The sequence below is a fragment of the Nakamurella sp. UYEF19 genome, assembly GCF_040546275.1.
GTDB lineage: Bacteria > Actinomycetota > Actinomycetes > Mycobacteriales > Nakamurellaceae > Nakamurella.
This window is the reverse complement of record NZ_JBEPNO010000010.1, coordinates 142327-167968: the sequence shown is the minus strand read 5'-3', so window position 1 is coordinate 167968 and position 25642 is coordinate 142327. Positions and strand designations below refer to the sequence as shown.

At 68.7% G+C, this 25642-nt stretch carries 14 protein-coding genes; 5 read left to right on the top strand and 9 right to left on the bottom strand.

The features are described 5' to 3' along the window. Positions 1-87 precede the first annotated feature (87 nt). From ABIB25_RS15590 to ABIB25_RS15580, 3 genes are all read right to left on the bottom strand, one after another. On the bottom strand, positions 88-1554 hold the full coding sequence (locus ABIB25_RS15590) for a diguanylate cyclase (protein ID WP_354529376.1): 1467 nt from the start codon (positions 1552-1554) through the stop codon (positions 88-90). Positions 1555-1627: 73 nt separating this feature from the next. Next, positions 1628-3193 (bottom strand): ArnT family glycosyltransferase, encoded by a 1566-nt coding sequence (locus tag ABIB25_RS15585; RefSeq protein WP_354529375.1) that lies wholly within the window; start codon positions 3191-3193, stop codon positions 1628-1630. A gap of 62 nt (positions 3194-3255) precedes the next feature. Further along, positions 3256-6153, bottom strand: coding sequence for an FAD-binding and (Fe-S)-binding domain-containing protein (locus tag ABIB25_RS15580; protein WP_354529374.1), 2898 nt, complete (start codon positions 6151-6153; stop codon positions 3256-3258). A 241-nt stretch (positions 6154-6394) separates the two neighbouring features. Between ABIB25_RS15580 and ABIB25_RS15575 the strand changes: the two genes are divergently transcribed. The 5 genes from ABIB25_RS15575 (at position 6395) to hglS (ending at position 11232) form a co-directional block, all read left to right on the top strand. Beyond that, positions 6395-6547 carry a hypothetical protein gene (locus tag ABIB25_RS15575; protein WP_354529373.1) on the top strand — a complete coding sequence of 51 codons (153 nt, stop codon included), beginning with the start codon at positions 6395-6397 and terminating at the stop codon, positions 6545-6547. After that, complete coding sequence (locus ABIB25_RS15570; protein WP_354529372.1) at positions 6544-6723, top strand: hypothetical protein; 180 nt, start codon at positions 6544-6546, stop codon at positions 6721-6723. Before ABIB25_RS15575 ends, ABIB25_RS15570 begins: the two co-directional genes overlap by 4 nt. A gap of 308 nt (positions 6724-7031) precedes the next feature. After that, a complete protein-coding gene (locus ABIB25_RS15565; protein ID WP_354529371.1) occupies positions 7032-8207 on the top strand; it encodes an NAD(P)/FAD-dependent oxidoreductase in 1176 nt (391 codons plus the stop codon). 18 nt (positions 8208-8225) lie between these two features. Next, positions 8226-9770 (top strand): L-piperidine-6-carboxylate dehydrogenase, encoded by a 1545-nt coding sequence (gene amaB, locus ABIB25_RS15560; RefSeq protein ID WP_354529370.1) that lies wholly within the window; start codon positions 8226-8228, stop codon positions 9768-9770. 19 nt (positions 9771-9789) lie between these two features. Further along, positions 9790-11232, top strand: coding sequence for a 2-oxoadipate dioxygenase/decarboxylase (gene hglS, locus ABIB25_RS15555; protein ID WP_354529404.1), 1443 nt, complete (start codon positions 9790-9792; stop codon positions 11230-11232). On the opposite strand, the gene ABIB25_RS15550 is transcribed toward hglS, so the two are convergent. From ABIB25_RS15550 to ABIB25_RS15525, 6 genes are all read right to left on the bottom strand, one after another. Then, a complete protein-coding gene (locus tag ABIB25_RS15550) occupies positions 11190-12650 on the bottom strand; it encodes a DUF2079 domain-containing protein (protein WP_354529369.1) in 1461 nt (486 codons plus the stop codon). The two genes, hglS and ABIB25_RS15550, sit on opposite strands and share 43 nt — an antisense overlap. 91 nt (positions 12651-12741) lie before the next feature. Then, a complete protein-coding gene (locus ABIB25_RS15545) occupies positions 12742-14274 on the bottom strand; it encodes an AMP-binding protein (protein ID WP_354529403.1) in 1533 nt (510 codons plus the stop codon). An 87-nt stretch (positions 14275-14361) separates the two neighbouring features. Continuing rightward, positions 14362-16521 (bottom strand): MMPL family transporter, encoded by a 2160-nt coding sequence (locus ABIB25_RS15540; protein WP_354529368.1) that lies wholly within the window; start codon positions 16519-16521, stop codon positions 14362-14364. A 119-nt stretch (positions 16522-16640) separates the two neighbouring features. Then, on the bottom strand, positions 16641-19751 hold the full coding sequence (locus tag ABIB25_RS15535; protein WP_354529367.1) for a DUF5722 domain-containing protein: 3111 nt from the start codon (positions 19749-19751) through the stop codon (positions 16641-16643). A 3-nt stretch (positions 19752-19754) separates the two neighbouring features. Further along, positions 19755-22799: an alpha-L-rhamnosidase-related protein gene (locus ABIB25_RS15530; RefSeq protein WP_354529366.1), complete on the bottom strand. Its 3045-nt coding sequence runs from the start codon at positions 22797-22799 to the stop codon at positions 19755-19757. 26 nt (positions 22800-22825) lie between these two features. Then, positions 22826-25396 (bottom strand): alpha-L-rhamnosidase-related protein, encoded by a 2571-nt coding sequence (locus ABIB25_RS15525; protein WP_354529365.1) that lies wholly within the window; start codon positions 25394-25396, stop codon positions 22826-22828. Between the last annotated feature and the right edge of the window lie 246 nt (positions 25397-25642).

Sequence of the window (25642 nt, the reverse complement as noted above, 5' to 3'; positions counted from 1 at the left end):
ATCTGGCGGCGGAGCTACCCCACCCGTCGGCCAGCTGATGGGCCCGTCGAGCTAGCAGCTCCCCGGCGGAAACGCTGCGCAGGTCGATCACCCCAGACGCGGTCGGCGAATCTCGGTCTTGTTCCGGTACATCGCCTGATCCGCGTCCTGCAGGATCTGCGCAGCATCGCCGCCTGACGCGGTGATGGGGCTGGCGCCCACGCTGACGGTGAGCGAGACCGCGACGCCCTTGTTCGTGATCGGCGCGGACACCGCGACCTCGATCCGATGAGCCAGCCGGTGTGCCGACTCGAGGTCGAGATTGTCGGCGATCACCACGAACTCGTCCCCGCCGAGTCGGCCCACCAGATCGGGTTCACGCACGACGGACCGGATACGCGGACCGATCATCGCCAGCACCTGATCACCGACCCGGTGTCCATGTTGATCGTTGATCAGCTTGAAGTCGTCGAGATCCAGGAACAGCAGAGCGCCCGGTTTTCCGAGCAGACGCGCGGCTTTGACCGACTGGTGCAGCCGCTCGAAGATCAGCGTCCGGTTCGGCAGGTTGGTCAGCGGGTCGTGACGCGCCTGGTGGTGCAGCTCCTCGAGTTGGGCCCGCCGCAGGGAGATGTCCTCGACCTGGCTGACCGCGCAGAGCGGCGACCCGTCATCGGACCGGGCGACGGTCGCCGTCACCGTGACCCAGACCGGGGTACCCCGGTGGTGTAGATATCGCTTCTCGCGCCGGTAGAGGTTGGATCGGCCGGTGATCAGATCCCTGATCAGCTGCTTGTCCGTGGCACGGTCCTCGGCGTGGGTGAGATCCTCCGGAGTCATCCGGAGAAGCTCCTCTGCGGCGTACCCGACGATGCGGCAGAACGCCGGATTGACCCTGACGAACTGACCGGCGTCGTCACCATCGATCCCGATCAGGGCCATGCCGCCGGCGGTGCCGTCGAATGCCTGCCGGAAGATCTCCTCGCCGGTGCGCAGTCGCTCGGCGAGCAGTGCGTTGTCCAGGGCATTGCCGGCCTCGACCGACAACACCTCCAGGAGCTGCCGCTGGGACGCCGACGGCCGCAGTCCGTCCTGCGGCAAATCGACCGAGAGCACGCCGGTGAGCTCTCCGGCCGAGGACCGCAGGGGAGCGAAGAGAGCATCCAGCGGATGCCACGCGTTGCTATGAGACGAGACGGCGAGGTCCGGCACCCAACCGAGCGAGGAGTCGACCGGGGCCCGTTCGGCGGGGACAAATTTGAGCCGGCCCCAGTTGTCGGCGACCTCGAACTCGTCCTCGTATTCCGACAGCGGACGTTCCGTCCCCAGCAGCTGGTGGCGGGCCTGATCGCTGCCGGCCACGGCGATGGTCTTGAACTGGCCGTCCGGCCTGACAATGCTGACGGCCGCAACTCCGAACCCGACCGCCTGCACGACGGCGTCGACCACTGCCTGCATGGTGCCGGCGAGGTCACGCTGGGCGTGGATGTCGGTGATCAGCCGGTAGACGTCGCCCGCCGTGTCGAGCCGGACGACGGACGCGACCTCGTCCATCACCCCGTCCCGTTCCGTCACCACACAATTCTAGTGAGATCCGGCGGCCGGGAGGCGACTTGCCAGAACTGCCACTGCGAGTTTCCAGATCAGGTCAGCCCAGCCGTTGCACCTGCGGCCAGAGTCGGCTCCACGGCAGCAGCTGACCGGTGCACAGCCAGACCACCTCGTCCTGTTCCTCGTTGTCAAGGCCGACGCCGTTGTCGATGGTGGCAACGGGCTGCACCGTGGCGAACCATTGCCGCAGGCGGTCCGGGTCGATGCCGACGGCCACCGCGGATCCGGCGGCGCCCCCGGTGGCATCACGGTCGCCGGGCGGGCCCCAGAGGCCGTAGGCGTTGTGCCCGCTGTAGGCGTGCGGCAGGTGATCGGCCGGCCCGAAGTGGTCGACGGCTCCGGCCTCGCCGTAGTTGCCCATCAGCAGGACCGACCCCGCCGGCGCCGCCCGGTACGCGGCCGCAACGGTGTCGACGAACTGCGGCCACCCGACGGTCTCGCCGGCATCGGCGTTGAGCGCCATCACCGGGCTGTCGGACAGAGTGTCGACCGGTAGGAGCGGCAGCGAGATGACCGCGTCGACCAGCAGGCTCAGCACCACCGCCGCGGTGATGGCCACCCGGCGAGCGGCCGTCCGGCCGCGCTGCAACCACGCCACCGTTGGCTCCGCGCCGGCGGCGAACAGGACGGGATAGAAGCCCACCAGGTAGTACGGCTTGCCCCCGGTGACCACGAAGACGACGGCCAGCAGGACGTAGGCCCAGCCGAACGCGCTGAACTCGCGTCGACGCGGAAGTCCGAGGCCGGCGCCGAAGAGCCGGCCGAGCCCGGCGGCCCACACGGGCACCAGCAGCGGGCTCATGAAGACGAGTTCGAGCGGGACGAACAGGTACCACGGCTCGGAACTGGTCGACCCGCCGTCCGCGATCGACCGGGAGAGCGCGAGCTGGGGCCAACCGTGCTGGGCCTGCCAGAGCAGGTTCGGCAGCCACAGCAGGACCGCGATGAGCGCCCCGACCCAGAGCCACCGCGACCGCAGCGACTCGCGTGGCCCGGCGATCGCCAGTCCGGCCAGGACCGCGACGGCGAAGAACCCGACCAGCCACTTGTTCTCCAGCGCCACGCCCAGTACGACACCGACGACGAGCCACCACCGGCTGTCGGCGCCGGCCAGGATCCGCACCACGAGATAGCCGAGCACGGTCCAGCACAGGAGGTCCAGCGCACTGGTTCCCAGCGTGTGCGTGATGGCAAGTGTGCCGCCGGCTGCCCCCATGCAGCACGCGGCGAGCAGCTGTCCGGCGCGACCAGCACCGATGGTTCTCGCGATGAGGCCGGTCAGCACCACCACGATGCCGGCGATGATCGCCGATGGCAGGCGCAAGACGGTCAGCGAGTCGGGTGCGATCCATGAGATTGCCCGGGCCAGCAGCGGGGTCAGCGGAGGTTGGTCGGGATACCCCCACGCCGGGTGCTGGCCCGACGCCAGGAAATAGAGCTCGTCACGGTGGTACCCGTACCGCGACGAGAACGCCGCCAGCAGCGCGGTGGTGAGTGCCCCGAGCGCCAGTAACGTCCCGCTCGAAGATCGGGTGTGACTCGGTCGGCTGATCATCTCTGGCCCCCGCGGCGGCTGGGTCTTGAACGACTCGGTGTGGCTCATGGTCCGAATCTAGGCACAGCCGGCGCCGGCAGGAAGTGGTTCACCACCCCGGCGATGGGGGTCTAGCCCCCGTGCTTCACCTCCACCGGAGCGACATCCGCAGCGCCGGGCAGGTGCGCGGCGAGGAGTTGAGCCAACGTCATGGACGGCGCGCCGCCCAGTTGGTCGATCTGGGTGCGGCAGGAGAATCCGTCGGCAAGCACGATCGTCGCCGCCGACCGGGAACGCAGCGCGGGCAGCAGGGCGTTCTCGGCGACCGCCACCGACATCTCGTAGTGCCCCGCCTCCATGCCGAAGTTGCCGGCCAGGCCGCAACATCCGGCCACCGAGGTCACCGTTGCGCCGGCCTCCTCCAGCAGTTGCCGGTCGGTTCCGAATCCCATCACGGCGTAGTGGTGGCAGTGCGGCTGGACGAGCAGTTCGACCCCGCCGAGATCCGGCGGCGACCAGGCGTCGGGTGTCCCGTGCCGGCTCGTGAGCTGCTCGGCGAGCGTGCGGGTGGCACCCGCGACGAGGAGTGCGCGCGAATCGTCCGGCAGCAGTTCCGTCAGGTCCGACCGCAACACGGCGACGCAGGACGGTTCCAGCCCGACGATCGGAATCCCTTGGGCAGCATACGGTTCCAGGACGTCGAGCAAGCGGAGAAGCCGCTTTCGAGCGCCGTCGAGCTGACCGGTGGTGATCCAGCTGAGACCGCAGCACGCCACCTCGCCAGCCACGATCACCCGGTAACCGGCGCTGCCGAGGATCATCGCCGCAGCCTGCGCCGACTCGGGGTTCATCCCGTCGGTGAAGGAGTCGGCCCACAGCAGGACGGGATCGCCGGAGCCCGCAGCAACGGGCTTGCGCCGCCAGGTTCGGTGGAACGTCCTCGTCGAGAACCGTGGGGCGCGGCGCCGAGGGTCCATCCCGCCGGCCCGCAGCACCAGACGTTCGACCGGCCGGAAGCCCAGCGCCACGTTGACGACGGACGCCGCTCCACGGGGCAGCCGATCGAGCATGCTGATCCACCGGGGCAACCAGCCGATGCTGTAGTGGCTGATCGGCCGCAGCCGGCGCCGGTACCGGCGGTACAGCACCTCCGACTTGTACTGGGCCATGTCGACCCCGGCGGGGCAGTCGGTGGCACAGGCCTTGCACGACAGGCACAGGTCGAGCGAGTCGTGCACGTCGGACGAGTGGAAGTCCGGGATCAACGACCCAATGGTGATCTCCTGCAGCACCCTCGCCCGTCCGCGGGTCACGTCCTTCTCGTCGCGGGACGCCAGAAACGACGGGCACATGAAACCGCCCGCGGCGGTGGTGTCCGCTCGGCACTTCCCGACGCCGACACAGCGGTGGACGGCCTTCGTGAAGTCCCCGTCGTCATGCCGGAAACTGAATCCGCCGGCCGCGAGCAACGGCAGCGCCAATGGCCGCCGGAGGTCGGCGACGATCGGCCGCGGCCGCACCAGCACACCGGGATTGAGCAGATCGTGCGGGTCGAACATCGCCTTGACCGCGGCGAACAGTTCGATCGCGGCGGGTGAGTACATCAGCGGAAGGAGTTCGCTGCGTGCCCGGCCGTCGCCGTGCTCGCCGGAACACGAACCGCCGTACTTCACGACCAACTTCGCCGCATCGGTGACGAACGCGTGCAGCGTGTCACCGTTGCGTTCGAGGGGAAGGTCCAGCCGGACGTGGATGCACCCGTCGCCGAAGTGGCCGTACGGGAGCCCGGTGACGCCATAGGACTCCATCAGCGCCTCGAACTCGCGCAGGTATGCACCGAGCACGGCCGGCGGGACCGCTGCGTCCTCCCATCCGGGCCACGCCTGACGCCCGTCCGACGTGCGCCCGGCCAGTCCCGCCCCGTCCTCCCGGATCCGCCAGATCGCCGTGGCGGCCGGTCCCGGCGGGAACACCATGGAGTCGACCGCGGCCGAGTCCGTGATGATTCCGACTGCGGCGGTTCGTGCTTCCGCGTCGCTCTCGCCGCCCACCTCGACCATCAACCAACCACCGCCGCGCGGAAGATCGGGCACCGCCTCCACGCCCTTGGCCTGACGGACGATGTCGACCAACCGGGCGTCAAGACCCTCGACGGCCAGCGGCCGATGCGCGAGCAACGCCGGAACCGCGTCGGCGGCCGACGCCATATCGGGGTAGCCGAGCACGACGAGCAGCCGGGCCGGCGTGATCCGGACGAGGTTCACCCGGGCGTCCAACACGACGGCGAGGGTACCTTCGCTCCCCACCAGCGCCTTGGCCAGGTTTCGTCCCTTCTCCGGCAGGAGGTGTTCCAACGAGTACCCGGAGACCTGGCGCGCGAAGGTGCCCAGCTCGGTCCGCAGGACGTCGAGGTGGGCGGCGACGAGTGACTCCAGCCCCGGGACCGCGGCGGTGCCGTCCGAGCCGGCCGAGATCTGCCGGCCGCTGCCGTCGATGATCGTCAGCGATTCGACGTTGTCGGCGGTCCGCCCGTAGCTCAGCGCATGGGGGCCGCAGGCGTTGTTGCCGATCATCCCGCCCAGAGTGGCCCTGGCCTGCGTCGACGGGTCCGGGCCGAAGCGGAGCCCGAAGGGCGCCGCGGCGCGTTGCAGGTCGGTCAGCACCACACCGGGCTGGACGAGCGCGGTGCCGTTCTCCGCGTCGATGTCCAGGATCGTGTGCAGATGACGGGAGAAGTCCAGCACGATCCCGGTGCCGATGGCGTTGCCCGCCACCGTTGTCCCGCCGCCCCGGCTGGTCACCGGTACCCCGGTGTCCCGGCTCACCGCCAGCGCGGCGAGGACGTCGTCGACGTCCAGCGGCGCGACCACCACCTGCGGCACCACCCGGTAGTTGCCGGCATCGGTGGAGTACTCCGCCCGCCTCCGGGCATCGGCCGCGACCTCGCCCCGCACGGTCGACCGCAGTCGCCGCACCACGTCGACGGTTGCCGTCCGATCCTGGTGCACCGGGTCCCCGACGTTCGTCACACCCGCGATGTTACGGGCGCGAACTCGGGCATAAGAAGCTTGTCGAAACTGTTGAATCGGAGGTCAGTGAGCACAATCACCGGACAACAGCCGCCAGATTCGACATCCAAGGACGTCTTATCAACGAATCTGGAGAAGTAAGTCAAGATCCCCGGCCGACCGACCTGGTCGACCGGAGAGCGCAGGTGTTCCAAAGAGGGCAAGCGCACATCGCAACGCGAAGAAGAGAAGGACCCACGCAATGTCCCGCATCATGAGCAACATCAAGCACCGCCGCATCGAGTCGCGCAACGCCCGGGAGTGGCAGCGCATGATCGCGAGCGTCGGTTCGCCGGCCATGCGCGATGAGCTGATCATCATCAGCCAGCGCTCTATGAACGGACTGGGACGATGACCGATGTCGCTGACCGGGCTGGGACGATGATCAGAATCGCCCAGGCCGCCCGGAAGCGCCGCGAACGCCGAGAGGCCTACCGCAAGTCCGTTCACTACGCGATCGCCCACGCGATGTCCGACAGCGAGCGCAACGACCTGTTGCTGCTCGCCGGCGAGCAGGGCGTCCTGGTCTGATCTGCCCGGTCTGATCGACCTGGTTTGATCAGTCACACCCGCACCACGCAAAGAGCCCGCACCGCGTAGCCCACGCTGTGCGGGTTCTGCCGTTTCATGCACCTTCGCATTCGCGCAGAACGCCGTCGAGGTCACCACGTGGTGCGCGACACCACCGACAGCAACAGTGCTCTCGGAGCGATCAACGGGCCTGAGCCTGCCCGGGTGGGCGGCGAAGTGCCGCGGACATCTACGGTGAGCACCACCGGTCCTCGTTCGAGAGGACCGCGCAGGCAGACCCGAGAACGGCGGATGGTCCAGGAGGCCGCATGTCCGGCAGCACCAGTTCTCCTCCGCCGCTGCGCACCGAGGTGGTGATCATCGGCGGCGGGGTGATGGGCGCGAGCGTGGCCTACCAACTGGCCAGGGCCGGCGTCACCGACGTCGTGCTGCTGGAAGCCGGAGAGCTCGCCGGCGGGTCGTCGGGCAAGCCGTTGGGCGGGGTCAGGGCGCAGTTCTCCGACCCGGCCAACATAGAACTCGGCGTCCGGAGCCTGCGCGTCTTCCAGGGCTTCGCCGGCGACCTGCACGTGGATATCGGTCTGCAGCAGGTCGGCTACCTGTTCGCCCTCCGCGACCAGAACGACGTCGCCGCCTTCGAAGCGGGCATCGCATTGCAGAACGAGATGGGCGCCCCGGGACGGATGGTGGACGCCGCGGAGGCGGCTGCACTCTGCCCGTATCTGTCCAAAGAGGGTCTGGTAGCCGCGGCCTGGTCGCCAGAAGCCGGATTCGCCCGCCCCACCGACGTGGTCCGGGGTTTCCTCGAGGCGGCGTCGGCGATGGGGGTGCAGGTACGGACGCACACCTCCGTCATCGGCATCCGGGAGGCGACCGGGCGCCACGCTGTGGTCGAGACCTCGGCCGGGCAGATGTTTCTCGCGGAGGCGGTGATCTGCACGGCGGGGGCCTGGTCGGGAAGGGTGGGCGGCCTGGCCGGTGTCGACCTGCCGATCGAACCCCTCCGCCGGCAGATCGTCTTCACCCCGCCGATCGCCGGCCGGCCATCGAGCCTGCCGTTCACCATCGACTACTCCAGCACGGCCTACTTCCACGGCTCCGAGAACGGCGGGATGCTGGCCGGCTGGGCCGATCCGGACGAGTCGGTCGGCTTCGACACCGGCGTGACCACGTCCTGGCACGCACCGCTCCGCGAGACGCTCCGGCTCTTCGCGCCCGATCTGGCCGATGTCCCGTTCTCCAGTGGGTGGGCGGGCCTCTACGAGATGACCCCCGACTGCAACGCGCTGATCGGCGAGGCCGGCCCCGGGTTCCGCTTCCTGTACGCGGCAGGATTCTCGGGCCACGGCTTCCTGCAGAGCCCGGCGGTGGGGGAATGTGTGACTGCCCTGTATCTCGGACGGGTTCCGCCCGTTGACGTCTCACCGTTCGACGCACGGCGCTTCCGCCGTCCGGCGGTCCGTACCGAACTCGCCATCATCTGACCCACCGGAGAACCCACCATGACGCAGGCCCTTTCCGCCACCTCGACCACCACCGCCGGACTGGCGGACCTTGCCGCACGGGCACTGTCGCGCTGCGGGGCGGACACGGCGGTGCTCACCGGGGATCGACGCCTCGACGTCCGTAGCCCCATCACCGGCGAGGTGGTGATCACCGTTCCGATGGCCGACGCCGGCGATGTGGAGGCCGCGATCGAATCAGCACACCGTTCCTTCCTGGTGTGGCGTACGGTCCCGGCCCCGGCCCGCGGCGCCCTCGTCAAACGGTTGGGCCAGCTGCTGACCGAGCACAAGGAGGACCTGGCCGACCTGATCGGTGTCGAGGTCGGGAAGATCCGCTCCGAGGCGCTCGGCGAGATCCAGGAGATGATCGACATCTGCGATTTCGCCGTCGGGCTGTCCCGGCAGCTGGACGGACGGACGATGCCGTCGGAACGGCCGGGCCACCGGCTGATGGAAACCTGGCACCCGGTGGGGGTTGTCGGCGTGATCAGTGCCTTCAACTTCCCCGCTGCCGTCTGGTCGTGGAACACCGCGCTGGCCCTCGTGTGTGGCGACACCGTCGTCTGGAAGCCTTCCGAGACCACACCTCTGGTGGCGATCGCGAGCTCGGCGCTGCTCGCCAGGGCGGCCAGGGAGCTGTCGGCGCCGGGGAATCTGAACACGGTGGTCGTCACCGACGCCGCGGGCGCCGCGCCGCTGCTGGACAGCCCACGGGTCCCGGTGGTCAGCGCCACCGGGTCCGAGCGGATGGGGGCACAGATCGCGCCCCGCGTCGCGGCCCGGTTCGGCCGCACCATTCTCGAGCTCGGTGGTAACAACGCGGCCGTGGTGACGCCGTCCGCGGACCTGGACATCGCCATCCGCGGCATCGTCTTCGCTGCGGCGGGGACCGCCGGTCAGCGCTGCACCACCCTGCGGCGGCTCATCGTGCACGAGTCGATCGTGGACACCGTGGTCGAGCGGATCGCCGCGGTGTACGGCAACCTGCGCATCGGCGATCCGTTCGCCGATGGGATCCTGGTCGGCCCGCTGATCAATGGCAAAGCCTTCGAGGCCATGGCGGCGGCGCTGCAGGAGGCGGAACGAGCCGGCGGCACCGTCGTCATCGGCGGTCACCGGGTCGACGTCGGACACGACGGTGCGTTCTATGCCGCGCCGGCCGTCGTCCGGATGCCGGCGCAGACCGACATCGTCCGCACGGAGACATTCGCCCCGATCCTCTTCGTGCTGACCTACTCGACGTTCGCCGAGGCCGTCGAGCTGCACAACGGTGTCCCACAGGGACTTTCGTCCAGCATCTTCACCGCCGATCAACGGGAGGCCGAGCGGTTCATGGCCGCCGACGGATCCGACTGCGGCATCGTCAACGTCAACATCGGGACGTCCGGAGCGGAGATCGGCGGCGCGTTCGGCGGGGAGAAGTCGACCGGCGGAGGGCGCGAATCCGGATCGGACGCGTGGCGCGCCTACATGCGGCGGGCCACCAACACGGTCAACTACTCCGACGAACTCCCGCTCGCCCAGGGCGTCGACTTCTCATGACGGCCGATTTCTCGTGACAATCCTGTCCACCACCGGGTTGCGGGCCCGGTTCGCGCGGACGCTGTCCGAGTTGTACGGCCGGGAGGTCCCCGCCTACACGACCCTGGTCGACCTCTCGCAGCAGGTGAACAGCGAGGTGGCGGCCGCCATGGGTGCCGACGCGGAGAGACTCGGCAGCCTGGATCGGGTCACCGCGGAACGGCACGGCGCGATCCGGGTCGGCACCCCCGGCGAGCTGGCGCAGGTTGCGAGAATCTTTGCCGCCATGGGAATGTCACCGACCGGCTACTACGACCTCCGCGATGCGGCCGCGAGCGCCATCCCGGTGGTGTCGACGGCGTTCCGGCCCACCGACCCGGCCGAGCTCGCCCAGAACCCGTTCCGGGTCTTCACCTCGCTGCTGGCCGTCGACGACCGCCGGTTCTTCTCACCCGATCTGTCCCGCCGGCTCCGCACCTTCCTGGCCGGCCGGGAACTGTTCTCGCCGGCGCTGCTCGTCCTGGCCGACAGAGCGGTCGCTGACGGCGGTCTGGGGGAGTCGGACGCGCAGAAGTTCCTCGCCGGCGCTGCCCGGTCGTTCGCGCTGTCCGCCGAACCCATCGACCGGGCGTGGTATCAAGAGCTGGAACAGGTCTCGGCGGTCGCCGCCGACATCGGGGGCGTGCGGTCCACCCACATCAACCACCTCACTCCGCGGGTCCTGGACATCGATGCGCTGTACCGCCGGATGGCCGATCATGGCATCACCATGATCGATTCCATCCAGGGACCGCCGCGCTGGGACGGCCCGGAGATCTTGCTCCGTCAGACCTCCTTCCGGGCCCTGGCCGAACCCCGCCGCTTCCGGAATCCCGACGGCACCGTCACGGAAGGGTCCCTGCGCGTCCGGTTCGGGGAGGTCGAGGCACGGGGCATCGCCCTCACTCCGGCCGGCCGGGTCCGCTACGACCGTGCGGTGGCCGAGATCGACCTGGGCAGCCTCGATGTCGGCGGCCCGGCCGATATCGATGTCACAGCCTGCCGGCAACAGATCTGGGGACAGCACTTCCCGTCGGACGAGAACAGTCTGTTCGCAGAGGGTCTCGGGGTGTTCACCGTCAGCCCGGTTCGTCGACCACCGGACGGTCGACGACCACCGACCTCGGTGGCGGGCCTGATCGCCGGAGGCTGGCTCACCGCCGAACCGGTGGTCTACGAGGACTTCCTGCCGCGCTCCGCGGCCGGCATCTTCTCCTCGAACCTGACCGGCGCCGGGGCCAAGGATGTCACCGTGGACGGTGCCGATCTTGACGAGTCCTGGCTCGAGGGTGTGCTTGGCACCACACTGCACCGTCCCGACGATCTCTATGGCGCGCAACAGGAGTCGAGCATCAGCTGGGCGCTGGCCGCCCTTGGCCTGCCGAGACCGACCGGGCCCGATCACCCCACCTTGACGGCCAGCAGGTATCCGTCGGAATCGTAGATCTGCCGGTAGTCGACACCGGGATGCTGCTGCTCGGCCCAGGTCGCGACCTCCTTGATGTCCTCGGCGCTACGGGTGTCGATCAGGACGTAGTCCGGGACGGCGCTGCCGACGGTTCCGGTCCAGTAGACCTGGTAGTCCGACACCAGGTGGGTGATCAGCCCGAGATTGGTCTCCACGCTCGACCCCTTTGGCATCAGGGCCACGGCCGCGTCAGCGGCCACGGCGTCCGGATTCGCCTGGTAGGTCTCGGCTTTGAACAGATTGTTGATCGGGAACTGCAGGCAGAGCGCCAAGGCCACGGCGAGGGCCGCGGTCGGTGCATGCGCCACGTACCGGCGTAGCCACGCAGGGCCGCCCCTCCCGTCCCGGACCCGCTGGATCGCGTCGAGCATCGCGAGGAAGACGATCGGCATCAGGATCAGCGAGTAGTGGAAGTTGGTGTCCCAGTAGGTCGAGTTCTCCCCGATCCAGCGCCATCCCAGGGTCGGCAACGCGACCAGTACCCACGGTGACCGAAGAGCAAGGAACCCGGTGATGCCGAAGGTCAGCAGTAGGGTCACCGTCTTGAGATCCCAGCCAGTGAAGAATGTCTCGAGAGCGCTGGGGCCCGCAGTGCCGAAACTGACCGACCCCCAGTAGTCGAACGTGCCGTGCTGGTTGAAGGCTGGTACCACGACGAAGACCACCAGGAGGAACCCGACGATCCCGGACGCGAGCAGCGCGACCCCGACCCGACGGGCGCCGACCAGCACGAGGACCAGTCCGATGGCGGCCACGGTGATCCCGAGGTCCTCCTTCACCAGCAGCAGGGGCAGCGACCACCAGGCCACCGCCTTCCACCGGCGGCGAAGGAAGGCGGCGCCGCCGAACGCGACCAACGGTGCCGCGAACGCCACCTCGTGGAAGTCGGTGAAGACCGCGGACTGGATGCCGAACGACAGCGCGAAGGCCACCGCAACGGCGGATCCACCGGCCGCACCTAGTCGCTCGACCGCGATCCTGGTGATCGGCACCAGTGCCACGGTGATCAGCACCGCCTGTGCCACCAGCAGCGTCTGCGCGAACGGGAACACCCGGTAGATCGGGGCCAGCAGCGCGAGGATCGGCGAGAAGTGGTCGCCCAGGATCAGATACCCAGGGCCTTTGATGTCCACGATCGGCGCCCGGAAGTGCGCATAGGCGCTGATCGCCTGCTGGAAGATGGCGTTGTCCCACGACGGCGTCGACAGCCGCGCGAACCGGGTCAGCGACAAGGTCGAGTAGACCCCGGCGAACGCCACCCACATGAGATAGGGCAACCACCGTTCGGCGAAGGGCCGACCGAGCCCCGGCGGCTTCCCGCGAAGTCGCCGCGCCGGCTCCGGCGGAGGCCAGGTCCGCTCGATCTGTTCGGTTGGTGCGAGCAGGCCACCCACGTCGTTGTTCTCCGATCGACTGCCGAGCGTTCACATCAACTGACGTCGATGAGACGGATCTCGGTCCGGATCTGTTGCACGCGGTGCTCGGTTATCCGGCGGAGTACCCCTGCCGGAGTTTGAACTTCTGCAGCTTGCCGGTGGCCGTGCGCGGCAGTTCGTCGACGAACTCCACCTGCTTCGGGCACTTGAACCCGGCAAGGCTGCGGCGGCAGTGGGTGATCAACTCCTCGGCCGTCACCGCAGAGCCCGGAGCACGCACCACCAGCGCCGTGACGAGCTCGCCCCACTTGGCGTCGGGGATCCCGATGACGGCGACCTCACGGACCCCGGTGTGCGACATCAACGCGTCCTCGACCTCGATCGAGCTGACGTTCTCGCCGCCGGTGATGATCACGTCCTTCTTGCGGTCCGAGATCGTCAGGTAGCCGGCCTCGATGCTGCCGCCGTCCCCGGTGTGGAACCAGTTGCCCGCCTGCGCTTCCGCCGTCGCCTCCGCGTTCTGCCAGTAGGCATCGAGGTTGTGGTTGGACTGGGCGAGGATCTCGCCGTCCTCGGCGATGCTCAGACGCACCCCGATGGCCGGGGCGCCGGCGCGGGTCAGCAACCGGGCCTGTTCGGTTGCGGGCAGTTCGTCCCACTCGGACCGCAGCCGGTTGACCGTCAGCAGCGGTGAGGTCTCGGTCAATCCGTAGATCTGGATGAACTCCCAGCCCAGATCTGCACGGACCCGCTCGATGGTGCGGGTGGGCGGCGCGGCGCCCGCGCAGATGACGCGGACCGTTCCCCGGCCGGGGATCTCACCCTCCCAGGTCGCCAGCGCGTCGAGCACGCTGTTCACCACGGCCGGGGCCGCGCACATCACCGTCACGCCGTGCCTGGCCACGCGCCGGAGGATCTCCGTGCCGTCGATCTTGCGGATCACCACCTGCGGGACCCCGACCCCGGTGGTGCCGAACGGCATGCCCCATCCGTTGGCGTGGAACATCGGGAGGGTGTGGAGGTAGACGTCACGGTCGGTCAGGCCGGCGTGCAGCGCGAACACGGTGGCGTTGATCCAGGTCGCCCGATGGGTCTGCTGCACGCCCTTCGGTCGCGCCGTCGTGCCGGAGGTGTAGTTGATCGTCGCGGTGGCCGATTCGTCGCCCGCCCAGGGGCAGGGCGTCGCGTCGGTGCCGGGCCTGCCGAAGATCTCCTCGTCGTCCTCGCCGAGCACGCGAACCGTCCGGGCGGTGATCGGCTCGTCGATGTCGAGCAGGGTGGCCCGCAGCTCCGGGTCGACCAGCAGCACCTCCGCCCCGGAATGCTCGACGATGTAACGCACCTCGGCGGCCGAGAGCCGGAAGTTGATCGGGACGTAGACACGCCCGTAACCGGCGACACCGTAGAACGACGTCAGCATCCGGGAGGCGTTGTGACTCACCACCGCTACCCGACCGCCGGTCTCGACACCGATCGAGTCCAACCACGCCGCCTGGTGACGGGCGCGCCGGGCTAGTTCCCCGTAGGTGATCTCACCCCAGCTCGGCGCGGTTTGGTCCGGCTCGTCGACGAGGCCGATGCGCTCGGGGTAGACCGTCTCCGCTCGGTCGAGGAAGTCCAGGACTGTCAACGGATAGAACACATGAACCTCCGGCGGCGCTGCAGGATCTTCGATGACGCGTATACCCACGTCATTAAACCCGGACGAGTGGCTCCGGTGTTGCCCGGCCTAGTCCTCGGTCACTCCGACTCGAGCATGCAGTGCCCGCAGCGGCCGCGGGGCCCAGAAGTTCGCCGGGCCCAGCAGGCGCATGACGGCGGGCACCAGCACCCCGCGAACCAGCGTCGCATCGATCAGGACCGCCAGGCCGGCCCCGAAACCGAAGAGCTGCAACATCGAGACCGACGACGTGGCGAAGGCGAAGAAGCTGACCGAGAGCAGGACGGCTGCGCTCGTCACGATCCGGCCGGTCCGGGCCAGCCCCTGCGTCACCGCCGTCTGCAGGTCGGCACCGGCGAAGTGCAACTCGGTGATCCGGCTGGCCAGGAACACCTCGTAGTCCATCGACAGACCGAAGGTGATGCAGAGCAGCAGCACCGTCATCGAGGCATCCATCGGTCTCACCGTGGCGCCGAAGAGCCCGATCAGGTGGCCGTCCTGGAAGATCCAGGTGACGATCCCGACCGCAGCGGACAGCGAAAGTCCGTTCACCACCAGCGCTCTGATCGGTTGCACGACGCTCCCGGTGAACAGGAACAGCAGCACGAAGGTGGTCAGGACGATGATCAACAACGCCAGCGGGAGTGGCCGGCCGATCCCGGTGAGGGTGTCGGCGAGCGACGCGTCGACGCCGCCGACCAGAAAACCGGCAGCTGCGCCGCTTCCAATGGCAGCCCGCAATGCGGTCACCACGGCCCTGGCCCGGTCGGACCCGGCCGGTACGTCGGTGCGGACCCCGAGCTTCTGGTAGCCGTCGGACCCGTCGCCGGTCGGCGCCACCGCGACGGCGGTGACGTCGGGCACCGCCCCGAGGCGTGCGGCGACGGCCTGCGCGGTGGGCAGGCCGGCCGGGGCGGATGAAACCACTGTGATGACGGCAGTGGCGCGGGCGGGATACTGCTGCTGCAGCGCCGTTGACACCTCTCTGCTGGCCGCGTCCGTCGGGAGCACCGTTTCGTCGGGCAGGGCGAAGTGAATGCCCAGCAACGGGATCGCGGCCACCAGGAGAGCAAGCAGGACCGGGCCGGCCGTCCGGATCGGGTGCCGGAAGACCGTCACGGCGATGCGCCCCCAGAACGGCGACGCCGACCCCCGTGCGGTTCCGGCGAACGGCAGTTTTCCGGCGTCGACCCGGCGGCCGAGCAGTGCCAGCGCGGCCGGCGTGATGATCAGCGCTGCGAGTGCGGCGATCACCACCACCCCGATGCCGGCGTAGCCGAACGAGGACAGGAAGTAGAGCGGGAACAGGGTCAGGGTCGACAACGCCGCCACCACTGCGGCGGCGGAGAACAGGATGGTCCGCCCGGCGGTGGCGACCGTCCTGGCCACGGCATCCGGTACCGGGGCACCGGTCGCCAGCTGCTCCCGGAACCGGGCGACCAGCAGCAGTCCGTAGTCGATGCCGAGACCGAGCCCGAGCGCGGTCGTCAGGTTGATGGCGAACACCGAGACGTCGGTGACCGAGGCCAGCAGGGACAGCTCGAAGAAGGTCCCGACGATGGCGAAGGTTCCGATCAGCAGGGGCAGCAATGCCGCGACGACCGATCCGAAGACCAGCAGCAGCAGGATCATCGTCACCGGGATGGCGATCGACTCGGCCAGCACCAGGGAACTGCTCACGTGGCTGTTGATGTCGCTGAACACACCGGCCTGCCCGCCGGCCCGCACGGTCACTCCGTGCTGCTCACCGCCGAAGGCCGTCGTGATCTGGAGGCCGCGCGAGACCATCTGCCCCTGGTCGCCGGCCACGACGATCAGGATCAGCGCGGACGTCCGATCGGCTGCGGCGAGTTGCGGGACCGGCGCCTGGAAGTAGGAGGCGGTGATCTGCACGTGGGGCTGCGCAGCCAGCTCCTTGGTCAAGGCCATTCCCGCAGCCCGGCTGGCGGTCGAATCGAGCTGCCCGTCGTCCGGTGTGACCAGCAGGATCAGATTCGGATCGGCTTGGAAATGCGTCCCGGAGATGCTCGCAGCCCGAGCGGAATCACTGGACGGATCGTCGAACCCGCCGGCCTTCAGCCTGCCGAACGCACCCGCGCCGAGCATCCCGAACACCACCAGAGCCAGTGCGCCGATGACCAGAACGACCGTGGCGTGACGGAAAAGGAACAGGCCGAAGCGGTACAACGGCCCGGGCCGGGCCGGTGCAACCGTTGGAGCGGCGGCCATGGTGCCTCCGAGGTGCTCGGTCTGCCGCTCCGAATGCTAGCGGGGTGACGATCTTCGGCCACCACCACCGTCGACGGGCCGGGACGTCGGCCGACGAATTCCTCCAGGCCTGCGGCCGCTCAGTCGTCCCAGCCGACGTCGTCCACCTGGAAGTGCGGGTTCCACGGTGCAGTGGTGCCGACGGCGTGGAAGGTGACGTCGACCCGGGTGATCCGGTTCCGGCAGTCCCAGTCGGCGACGTCCACTGCCACACGATTCCACTGGTCCGTCTTGAACGACGACGGGCTCGAGATCAGGACGTCGTTGCCGCAGTGGAGGATCACCTGCGCGACATAACCCGTTGCGCCCGGCGCGCCGCCGTAGGCGTCGACCCAGACGACGACGGCCTGGGCCGTGGAGAGGTCGGGCGCGATGGCGGGTGTGAGGCTGACGGTGCGAGCCGCGGAGGCGTCGGTGTCGGCGGTCTGTGCGTCGAGCGCACCCGACCCACCGTGTGGGGTTCCGGGGCCGTTGGGGAAGCTGGCGACAGCGGCGATGCCGGTGACGTTCTGCCCGGCCACCCAGCCCTCGGTACCGCCCTCGAAACCGTAGAGCACCGTCTCGGTCGGTGGCGGCAAGGTGAGCACCGTCGGCAGCTGTTGCGTGCCGTATCGGAAGCACAGGAGTGGACGGGTGCGGTCGGCCGGCTGGTATCGGGTGATCCGGACGGTCACCGTCCTGGTGCCGCCGGCGCCGGCGATGCCGACGATCGGAATCGCCGTCGGCGTGAGGCCAACGCCGTCGCAGGCCACGGCGACGAGGCTGCCGGTGGACCGCGCCGGATCGTGGTTTGTCACCGTGATCGCCACCGTGGCGCCGACCCCGTTGCGGCTGGAGGCGGTGGTCGTCAGGTCGATGTTCCGGACGGCCGGCGCCGGGTTGACGGACGCGGAGAGCGTGATCTGGTCGAGATCGAAGCTACCGAGCCAGTTGTCGTCGGTGGTGCCGCGGACCCAGATCTTGATGCGGTCGATGGCGGACCTCTCCGGCCAGGCCGTCAGATCCAGGTCGAGGGTCGTCCACGCCCCGTTGGCATCCACCCTGGCCAACCCGAACGCGACGTGCCCGTCAGTGCCGTAGACCCTGATCTGGACGTAGTCGACGTTGCCCGACGTGAATTGCCCGGGCGGGGGTGTCGGAACCCGGACGGCGAGTCCCAGATGCGGAGTGCGCGAGGCGTTCACCGGTGTGGTGAAGATGCGGTCTGCGCCCTTCCAGGTCTTCGCATCCGTTGACCAGGCGGGCAGGTTCTGGTCGAAATGCACTCGTAGGGCGCCCTTCCCGGCTGCCGGCGAGGTGGTGATCCGCTGGATGGAGGAAGCGTTGTCCGAGGTGAGCCAGCCATCGGTGCCGGACTCGAAACCGGATACCGACCGGGGCGCAACCGGACGTGCGCCCACCTGCGTGCCGACCTGCCGGGGCAGGGCCTGTTGATCGAGACGAGCGGCGTCGAAACCGGGGATGACCTGCTGCCAACTGGTGATGCCGATGATCGGCAGGGCAAAATTCGTCACGCTCGCCGATTTCGACGTGTCGATGTACTTGAAGACGTCGTAGAGGTATTTGTGATCACCGGGCACGGCGAGGTCGGTCCTGTTGGCGTCCCACGTCCACAGGCCCAGTTGCAGGCCACCTTCGGCCTGGTGATCGACGTGCCGGTGCAGGATGAACGCGTCGATCCCGTCGAGGAATCTGACCTTGTAGTAGGCGTAGGCGTAGCAGGCGGCCTGGAGCTTCTGCGCGTCCAGCGAATCACCGGGCGTGTTGCAGCCCTGCTCGGACAGGATGATCCGGCGTTGCTGCCCCTGGTAGGGCAACCCGCCCTGCCGCAGGTACGTCGGCAGCACCTCGATGTTCTTGAACGTGATCAGGGGCGTCTCGAAATCTTTGGTGGCCTGGGTGTCCTGCCAGAAGGCCGGGTTGAACAGATTCTGCGGGTACGGGTGGTAGGCGACACCCCACGGGAAGTCGCCTTCCGCACGTGACAGGGCGGCCAGTCCGTCCACCACGTCCTTGCCGGCGTAGGACTGCAGCGGCTGCCCGGGATCGACCGGGACGGCCCACTGGTGATCCAGCGAGACATAGACCCGGGGTTCGTTGTAGGCCTGGCGCGCCGCCAGCCAGGCAATGCGGACGGCGCGTTGGTAGTACTCCAGGAACGACTGCAGTGGCTGGTCACCCATGTTCGACCAGACGTACGCCGAGTCGACCTCGTTGCCGACGATGTAACCCAGCGCGCGGCCGTACCGCTGGTCGGTGCGGGTGTAGCGCTGCGTGAGGAACTGCATCCCGGCCTTGAAGTACTGAAGTCCGAGCGCGGTCTTGGTGTTGAAGGCGTAGACCGTACCCTTGCCGACGACGGCGTCCGGATGGACCAGCTCGCTGAACGCGGAGTTCGGGTTACTGTCGGCATACAGGATCAGGATGAGGTCGACCAGTGCGCCGTTGTCCGACAGCGCCTTGATCTGGCCGTCGAGGCTCTCGATGTAGGCCCGGTCGAAGAAGAAGGTGCGACCGTCGGTGGTGAACGTGAGCGTGGCGGCCGGTGCAACCGGTTCCCGGAGCATCAATTGGTTGAAGGCCACATTGATGGCCCCGTGGCGGACGCCGAGTTGCTCGGCGTCGTCGGTCATCTCGACCTGGAGACCCTTCTTGTCCCGGATCGCCGGGAAGGGGTAGGTGTTGGTTGCCGTGAACCGGACGTCATCGACGTAGTGCGCATCCCCGAGCGGGCTGCTCGTACCGTCCGCGCCGCCCGCTCCGGCAGCGACGGCCACGGCCAGGTACTTCGAGTAGTAGCCATCGCGGGCCTCGGCGAGGCGCGGAAAGGACACCCGGAACGATGCGGACGAGGGTGAGATGGTGGCCACCGGAGTGCCGGTCGCATATTGCGAGTCGTCCTGCGCCGGATCCAACTGGTACACATCGACCGTCGTGACGGCCGAGTCGTCGGCAGGCGGAAGGGACCCGACGACCGTGATGGACGTCGTGTCGGCGATTACCGAGGTGATGCCCACCCCGACCGCCGCCGGTGACGCGACGACCGGAGCGGTCGCCGCTCGGGCCGGCAGGGTGGCCGGGGTCGCCGCCCGGGCCGGAGCGGCCGAGACGGCGACACCACCGGTCACGGACAATCCGACCGCGACGGTCACCAGCAGGACCAGCACCGAGCAAGCCCGTGACCGGGCCACCCGTCAGCCCACCGTTCGGACGTCGTCGATCTGGAACCGGGGCTGCCAGATCTGCGAACTGCCCACGGCATTCATCGACGCCGAGATGGACGCAACCGAGCTGCGGCCGGCGAACCCGGACAGGTCGAGGGTCAGGGTGGTCCAGCTGTCCGGGCTGATCGGCGCGGTGATCTGCGCCGTCCTGCCGTCGGTACCGGTCACCACGATCGTGCCGGCGTACCCGGTGGCGCCGGGAGCACCGCCGTAGCTGTCCATCGCCAGGGCCAAGGTGGTCGCGCCGCTCAGGTCCAACGGTGACGACGGGGTCACCGAGACCGTCCGCGGGCTGTCGGCCGCGATGCCGGCGCCGATCGCCTCGAGTGCGGCCGCGCCCTGCTCGGGCCGGCCGGGGCCGTTGGCGAAGCTACCCACCGTCGCCAGCGAGGTCACCCCGGTGCCGGCCGTCCAGCCTTGGGTGCCCGACTCGAAATCGTAGATGATGGTGCTGCGCTGCAACGTGAACGGAACCGACGCGACTGCGGTGGCCCCCGATCCGGAGAAGGTGAGTTTCACCGTCGGCGAACCGCTGGCGGCCTGGGGCGAGACGTAGGCGTAGACGTCGACCGTCCGGCTGACCACCCGGCCGTCGCTGGTCACGTCGACACCGGTGGTGGCCGGACTGATCACCCAGCCGGCCGGTCCGGTGACGGCCAGCCGGCCCGTCAGGGTGCCGGCCGCGCGGCCGGTCAGCGTCGCCGTCAGGTGCACGGTGGAACCCGGAGCGACGGAGCTCTGGTCCGACGAGGCGATCAGGGAGACGGTCGTCCTCACCGGACTCGTCGGGGTGACCACCACGGTGTGCTTGCCGGCGCCGACACCGTTGACGGTCACGTAGCCGCCCTGCACCGTCGCCGTCCCCCGCTTGCCGTCCCACACCGTCCGGCCGTCGACGGTGACCCTGACGGAGTCGCCGAAGGTCGGCACCTGGACCGAGCCCGATGTCTTCTTCGGCGCGGTGAGCTGCAGGGTGAAGCCGGACCGGGTGTGGTCCCAGTGCGCGTCCAGGTTCCCCTGCGGAGTCGGCACCGTCCCTTCGGCCCAGGTCAGCGACCCGGGGGTGGGGCGGGCCAACCAGGTCGCATACCCGCCCGAGGTCGGCCGCAGTCCGAGGACACCCTGCGTCAGCGACACGGTCGGGCCGGCCGCCCAGCCATGGGCCAACGACGAGAACTGGGACAGGTTCGGCGTGCCGTCGGGCCGCACGTGCTCCCAGAACGTGGTGCCCGGATCCTGCTGGAGCATCCAGCCCCAGAAGGTCGTCATCAGCTGTTCGGCGGACTGGCCCACCAGCGGGTCGGTTCCGGCCTGGGTGAGGCGGGCGTCGACCTCGAACCCGGACGGCAGCGGGGCGTAGAACGCCGGGAGCGAGGACGGCGCGTTGTCGACCGGCACCGTCAGGGACCCGAGAGTGGACCAGGTGTGCGACCGCAGGTAGGCCAGCGCACTGCTCGCGCGGGCTCCGGTCGCCACCCCGGTCAGGACCGCGGTGGCATTCGCATCCTGCGGGTAGGAGTTCGGTGTCTCCCGCGAGTAGCGGTAGGCACCGGCTACCGGATCCCACAGCTGCACGTTGATCGCGTTGCTCACGGTCGTAGACCTGGCGGTGTAGGTCGCAGCGGAAGCGTTGTCGCCCATCACCTTCGCCAGGTCCGCGGCCTGCTGGAGGTTGCGGACGTAGAGGGCGTTCAGGTAGGTCTCGTGCCCGCAGTCGGTGTACCCGTAGTGCCCGCAGGAGTTCACCGCGGCGAAGGAGATCAGACCCTGTGGGTCCTGCAGCCGCACCGATTCCAGCCAGGCCATGGCCTTCGTGACGGCCGGCCACCAGGTCGTCAGGAACGCCTTGTCCCCGGTGTACATCCAGTTCTGCTCCATGTTGTTGACGAACCACGTGACGTATTCGCCGTAGGTACGTTCCTCTCCGGTGTTGTGGTCGCCCACCAGGCTCTCGGCCGGCATGAATCCGTCGGCCAGCTGCTGGGACGCCAGTGATGCCAGGGAGTTCTCCACCGCGCTCTTGTCGTTGGTGGACAGGTAGGTCACCGGACCCTGCACGGCGAGGTCGCCCTGCCAGACGATGCGGTCACGTTTGCCGCCGTCGTAGATGACTTCCTTCGTCGGATCGGCTCCGGGTACCACGGCGTCCGAGGAGTCGGCCTCACCGGTCACGTACGGCCAGGACTTCGCCGAGTTCGCCGGGCCGGTGTCGAGCTGGGTCGTGTAGGCCCCGGCGTACCAGATCTTGTTGAGGGTGTCGTCGCTGGAGAGGAAGTGACCGGGGTAGTTGCGCAGATCGGTCTGGCCCGGGGCGGCGGTGAAGTTCACCGTGACAGCGTCGACGTCGACCCAGCCCGGGCTGTCGAGAAACAGGGTCAGGTAACGGAAGCCACCGCGCAGCACCTTGTCGCTCGCCGTCCCCGGGAGCGTCGCCGGCAGGTCGAGGAGATGCGAGTCGCTGTCGTAGGTGTATCCGACACCGGGGAATCCGTTGAAGATGTTGGCCGTGTCGCAGCCGGGTGCGATCGCACCTTCACCGCTGTTCTGCGCGTCGGTCAGCGCGAGGTAGTTCTGCGATTCGGAGAAGCAGGCGCGCAGGGACGGTCGTGGATCCGAGGCCGCGAGGACCCGGACGTCCGCCAGTCCGCCGACGTCCTGCCCGAGATCGACGGTGAGCAGGGGAGACCCGCTTCGACCACCGGTGCTGGTGAGCCGCACGGACTTCCCGTCGGTGGCCAATGCGTTGGCCGGTGCCCCGGTGATAATGCCCGCGCGGTCCAGTGCGTGGACCACCGCGGTCGGCTTGATGGTCCGGGACGCCGGGCTGTTCACGTACTGCTGCCACTTGCCGGGCTGCGGCACACCCGTGGCCGCCGCGGCGGAACTGCCAACCGTGCCAACGGCCGCGCTGCCCGGCGCGGACGCTCGGTCGACACCCGGAGTGGCTGCGCCGGTAGCGAGCAGGGCACTGGCCACGAGTGCGGTGGTGATCAGCAGTGGTCGAATTCGCTTCATGGTCTGGGCTCCCTGCCGATGGGGGTTCAAGAAGTGGTGATGTCGGTGGTGCCGTGCAGTCCCTCGAGCACCAGGTCGCCGCCGCTGCGGCGGACGGTGCCCGAGGACGAACCGGTGACGGCATGTCCGGCCTCGAAGACGGTGGCGCCGCCGACTACGACAGTGCCCGTGCCGTCCGGGAGGACGATGCGGTAGCTGCTGCCCGCCGGGGCCGTCACGGCGATCTGGAACGACTGGCCGTGCTGGCGCCAGCCGGCCCCGATCGGGCCCCGGGGCGTGGGGACGGTGCCCTGCGCCCAGGTGACCCCGCCCGCGGGGCGCGGCGCCACCTGGAACGAGGCGAAACCACCACTGGTCGGCGTGACCCCCAGCAGCTGGTTGGTCAGATAGGCCGTCGGCCCGGTACCCCAGCCGTGCGCCATGCTGGTGTAGGACCCGAGACCGAGACCACCGCTGGGCGAGACGGTTTCCCACAGGGTGCTGGTGGTGTCGCCGGTCAACATGTGGGCCCAGGTGCGGCGCAGATCCGACATCGCCTGGGTGTCGCCGGCGGCCGTCCCCAGGGCCGAGTCGGCGAGCAGCTCCTGATAGGACACGAACGGGCTGATGACGTTGGAGACGTTGTTGTTGTCCGTGCTGTCGACGTTGAGTTCGCCGAGCGGCGTGCCGAGCGTCTTGTGCACGAACGCCAGGGCGCGGGTGGCGCGGTCGCCGGTGGCGATACCGGCGACGACGGCCATCGTGTTGCCGTCCAAGGGATGTGCAGTGCTGCCCGGGAGTACCAGGTAGGCGCCTGCGGTGTCATCCCACAGCGTCGCGTTCACCGCCGCAGCCGTCTGCGTCGCCCGCGTCGTGTAACTGCTGGCTGCCGAGGTGTCCTCCTCGACAGCGGCCGCAGCGGCAGCGTCCCGCAGCGCCATCGTGTAGACGGCGTTGTCGTAGGTTTCCTTGCCCGACTGGCCGTAACCCCAGTGCCCGCTGGTCGCCCCCGACACGTCCCACAGATGATCGGCACCGACCTGGGTGGCGAACCACGCCAGGTTTCCCTTCATCGCGGAGTAGTAGCTGTCCAGGAAGGCACGGTCGCCGGTGTACAGGTAGTAGGTCCAGTAGTTATGGACCCACCAGGCCGCGTACTCCCCCCACGCCGACTGGAATCCGGCCGGTGCCGGCAGGTAGACACCCGGGATCTGGCCGTTCGGGAACGGATGGTCCCCGAACCACTCGATGCTGTTCTGCACCGCCTCGCCGCGACCGGTCGTGAGCAACGCCACCGGACCCGAGATGCCGTTGTCGCCGCCCCAGTCGAGGCGGTCACGCTTGGCGCCGTCGCTCAGGAAGCTGGTGCCCTTGGCGACCGTGACGTCGTTGGCCACCGGACCGGGCTGGGCGGGGTAGGGACGACCCGTGTTCGACGCGATGGTCGACAGCTGGGTCGTGTAGGCGCCCGAATACCAGAGCTTGTTGAGCGTCGTGTCGCTGGAGAAAAATGCGCCCTTGTAGTTGCGAAGATCGGGATTGTCCGGGTCACCGGTGAAATGCAGCGCCAGATTCGAGACGGACAATTCGCCGGGTGCGGCGAGGTAGAGCATGAGGTAGCGGAATCCACCGCGGATCACCGAATCGTTGATCGTGCTCCGGCCGGCAGCCGGCTGGAAGAAGTGGGTTTCGGTGGCGACCCCACTCGGATCCTGGCTGAAATCCGACTGTGTGGTGAGGAATTGGATCGACTCGCTGAACGCCACCCCGATTTTGGGCGATCCGGCGCGGTTGTCGACATCGAGGCTGACGGTTCCGGCGACATCCTTGCCGAAGTCGTAGATGACATACGGCGCGCCGAAGATGTCTGACTTCAGCACGGTGGTCCCGGTACCGGAAGCACCCTTGGGGTTGGTCACCGATCCGCCGAAGGGCGCCTGTGCGGCGCCGGTGGCGGCGGAATCCCAGACCCCGGCGATCTGGGCGCCGTCCCCGGGGGTTGCGGTGTTGCGGAAGGTCAGGCGGTAGGTGCCGTCGGCAGCGATGGCCGCCGCCGGCACGGTCAGCGCGTAGTGCACCATCCCGATGGCCCGGCCGCCGAACGCATAGTCCGCGGCGGTCGGCCGACGCTGGTGGAGCGTCGTGGTCCCGACGAGGACGTCGTAGCTGGACGATGCGCTGCCGGCCTCTTCCACCCGCACCGTCTGGGCGCCTTTGCCACTGCCGTGCAACAGATACGAGAAGGATGCGTCCGGTGACGTGCCGCTGCGCCGGACCGCGGTGCCGTCGACGGTGGCGACGCTGGACCCGCTACCGACGGTCCGCAGGCCGTGCGCGGACTGCTCGGAGATCAGGGAGGAGGCGGAGACGTAGTCGGCCAGCAGGCCGGTGCTGTCGGTGACCGTGACGGGCCGGATCGTGCGGGTGGCCGGCGCCAAGTTGTACGCCTGGGCCGAGCTGATCGGCGGCAGACCGAGGATGCCGGCCACCGTCACGGTTGCCGGCATCCGGTGGGTGGCCACCGTCGTGGCCGCGATCGACCCGATGAGGATGACGGCCACCGCACCGACTGCGGTCAGGACGGGCCGGGACGGGCGTCGAGCCCTGATACGCAACATTGCGGTCCTCTCGGTCGATCAGGTTGTCCGGCAGGCCGGGGCCTGACAGGCCCCGGATGACCGGCGAATGCAAAAGCCATCGAAATTCAGATGAAAAGCTCGAGAAACTCCTGGTGCAATCGCATGATGATCGTGCAACGACAGGACGATCACTGTCAAGCCTGGTGATGATAATTCCCGCTCCGAAAATGACGCCCTTCCGAACGCAGACGTGCAGGTTTCAAAAGTCGGTGATATTGCGGTATC

Coding starts and splice junctions, on each gene's coding strand:
- ABIB25_RS15575 (WP_354529373.1), top strand. CDS start 6,395: ATGTCCCGCATCATGAGCAACATCAAGCACCGCCGCATCGAGTCGCGC.
- ABIB25_RS15570 (WP_354529372.1), top strand. CDS start 6,544: ATGACCGATGTCGCTGACCGGGCTGGGACGATGATCAGAATCGCCCAG.
- ABIB25_RS15565 (WP_354529371.1), top strand. CDS start 7,032: ATGTCCGGCAGCACCAGTTCTCCTCCGCCGCTGCGCACCGAGGTGGTG.
- ABIB25_RS15585 (WP_354529375.1), bottom strand. CDS start 3,193: ATGAGCCACACCGAGTCGTTCAAGACCCAGCCGCCGCGGGGGCCAGAG.
- ABIB25_RS15525 (WP_354529365.1), bottom strand. CDS start 25,396: ATGTTGCGTATCAGGGCTCGACGCCCGTCCCGGCCCGTCCTGACCGCA.
- ABIB25_RS15540 (WP_354529368.1), bottom strand. CDS start 16,521: ATGGCCGCCGCTCCAACGGTTGCACCGGCCCGGCCCGGGCCGTTGTAC.
- ABIB25_RS15530 (WP_354529366.1), bottom strand. CDS start 22,799: ATGAAGCGAATTCGACCACTGCTGATCACCACCGCACTCGTGGCCAGT.
- amaB (WP_354529370.1), top strand. CDS start 8,226: ATGACGCAGGCCCTTTCCGCCACCTCGACCACCACCGCCGGACTGGCG.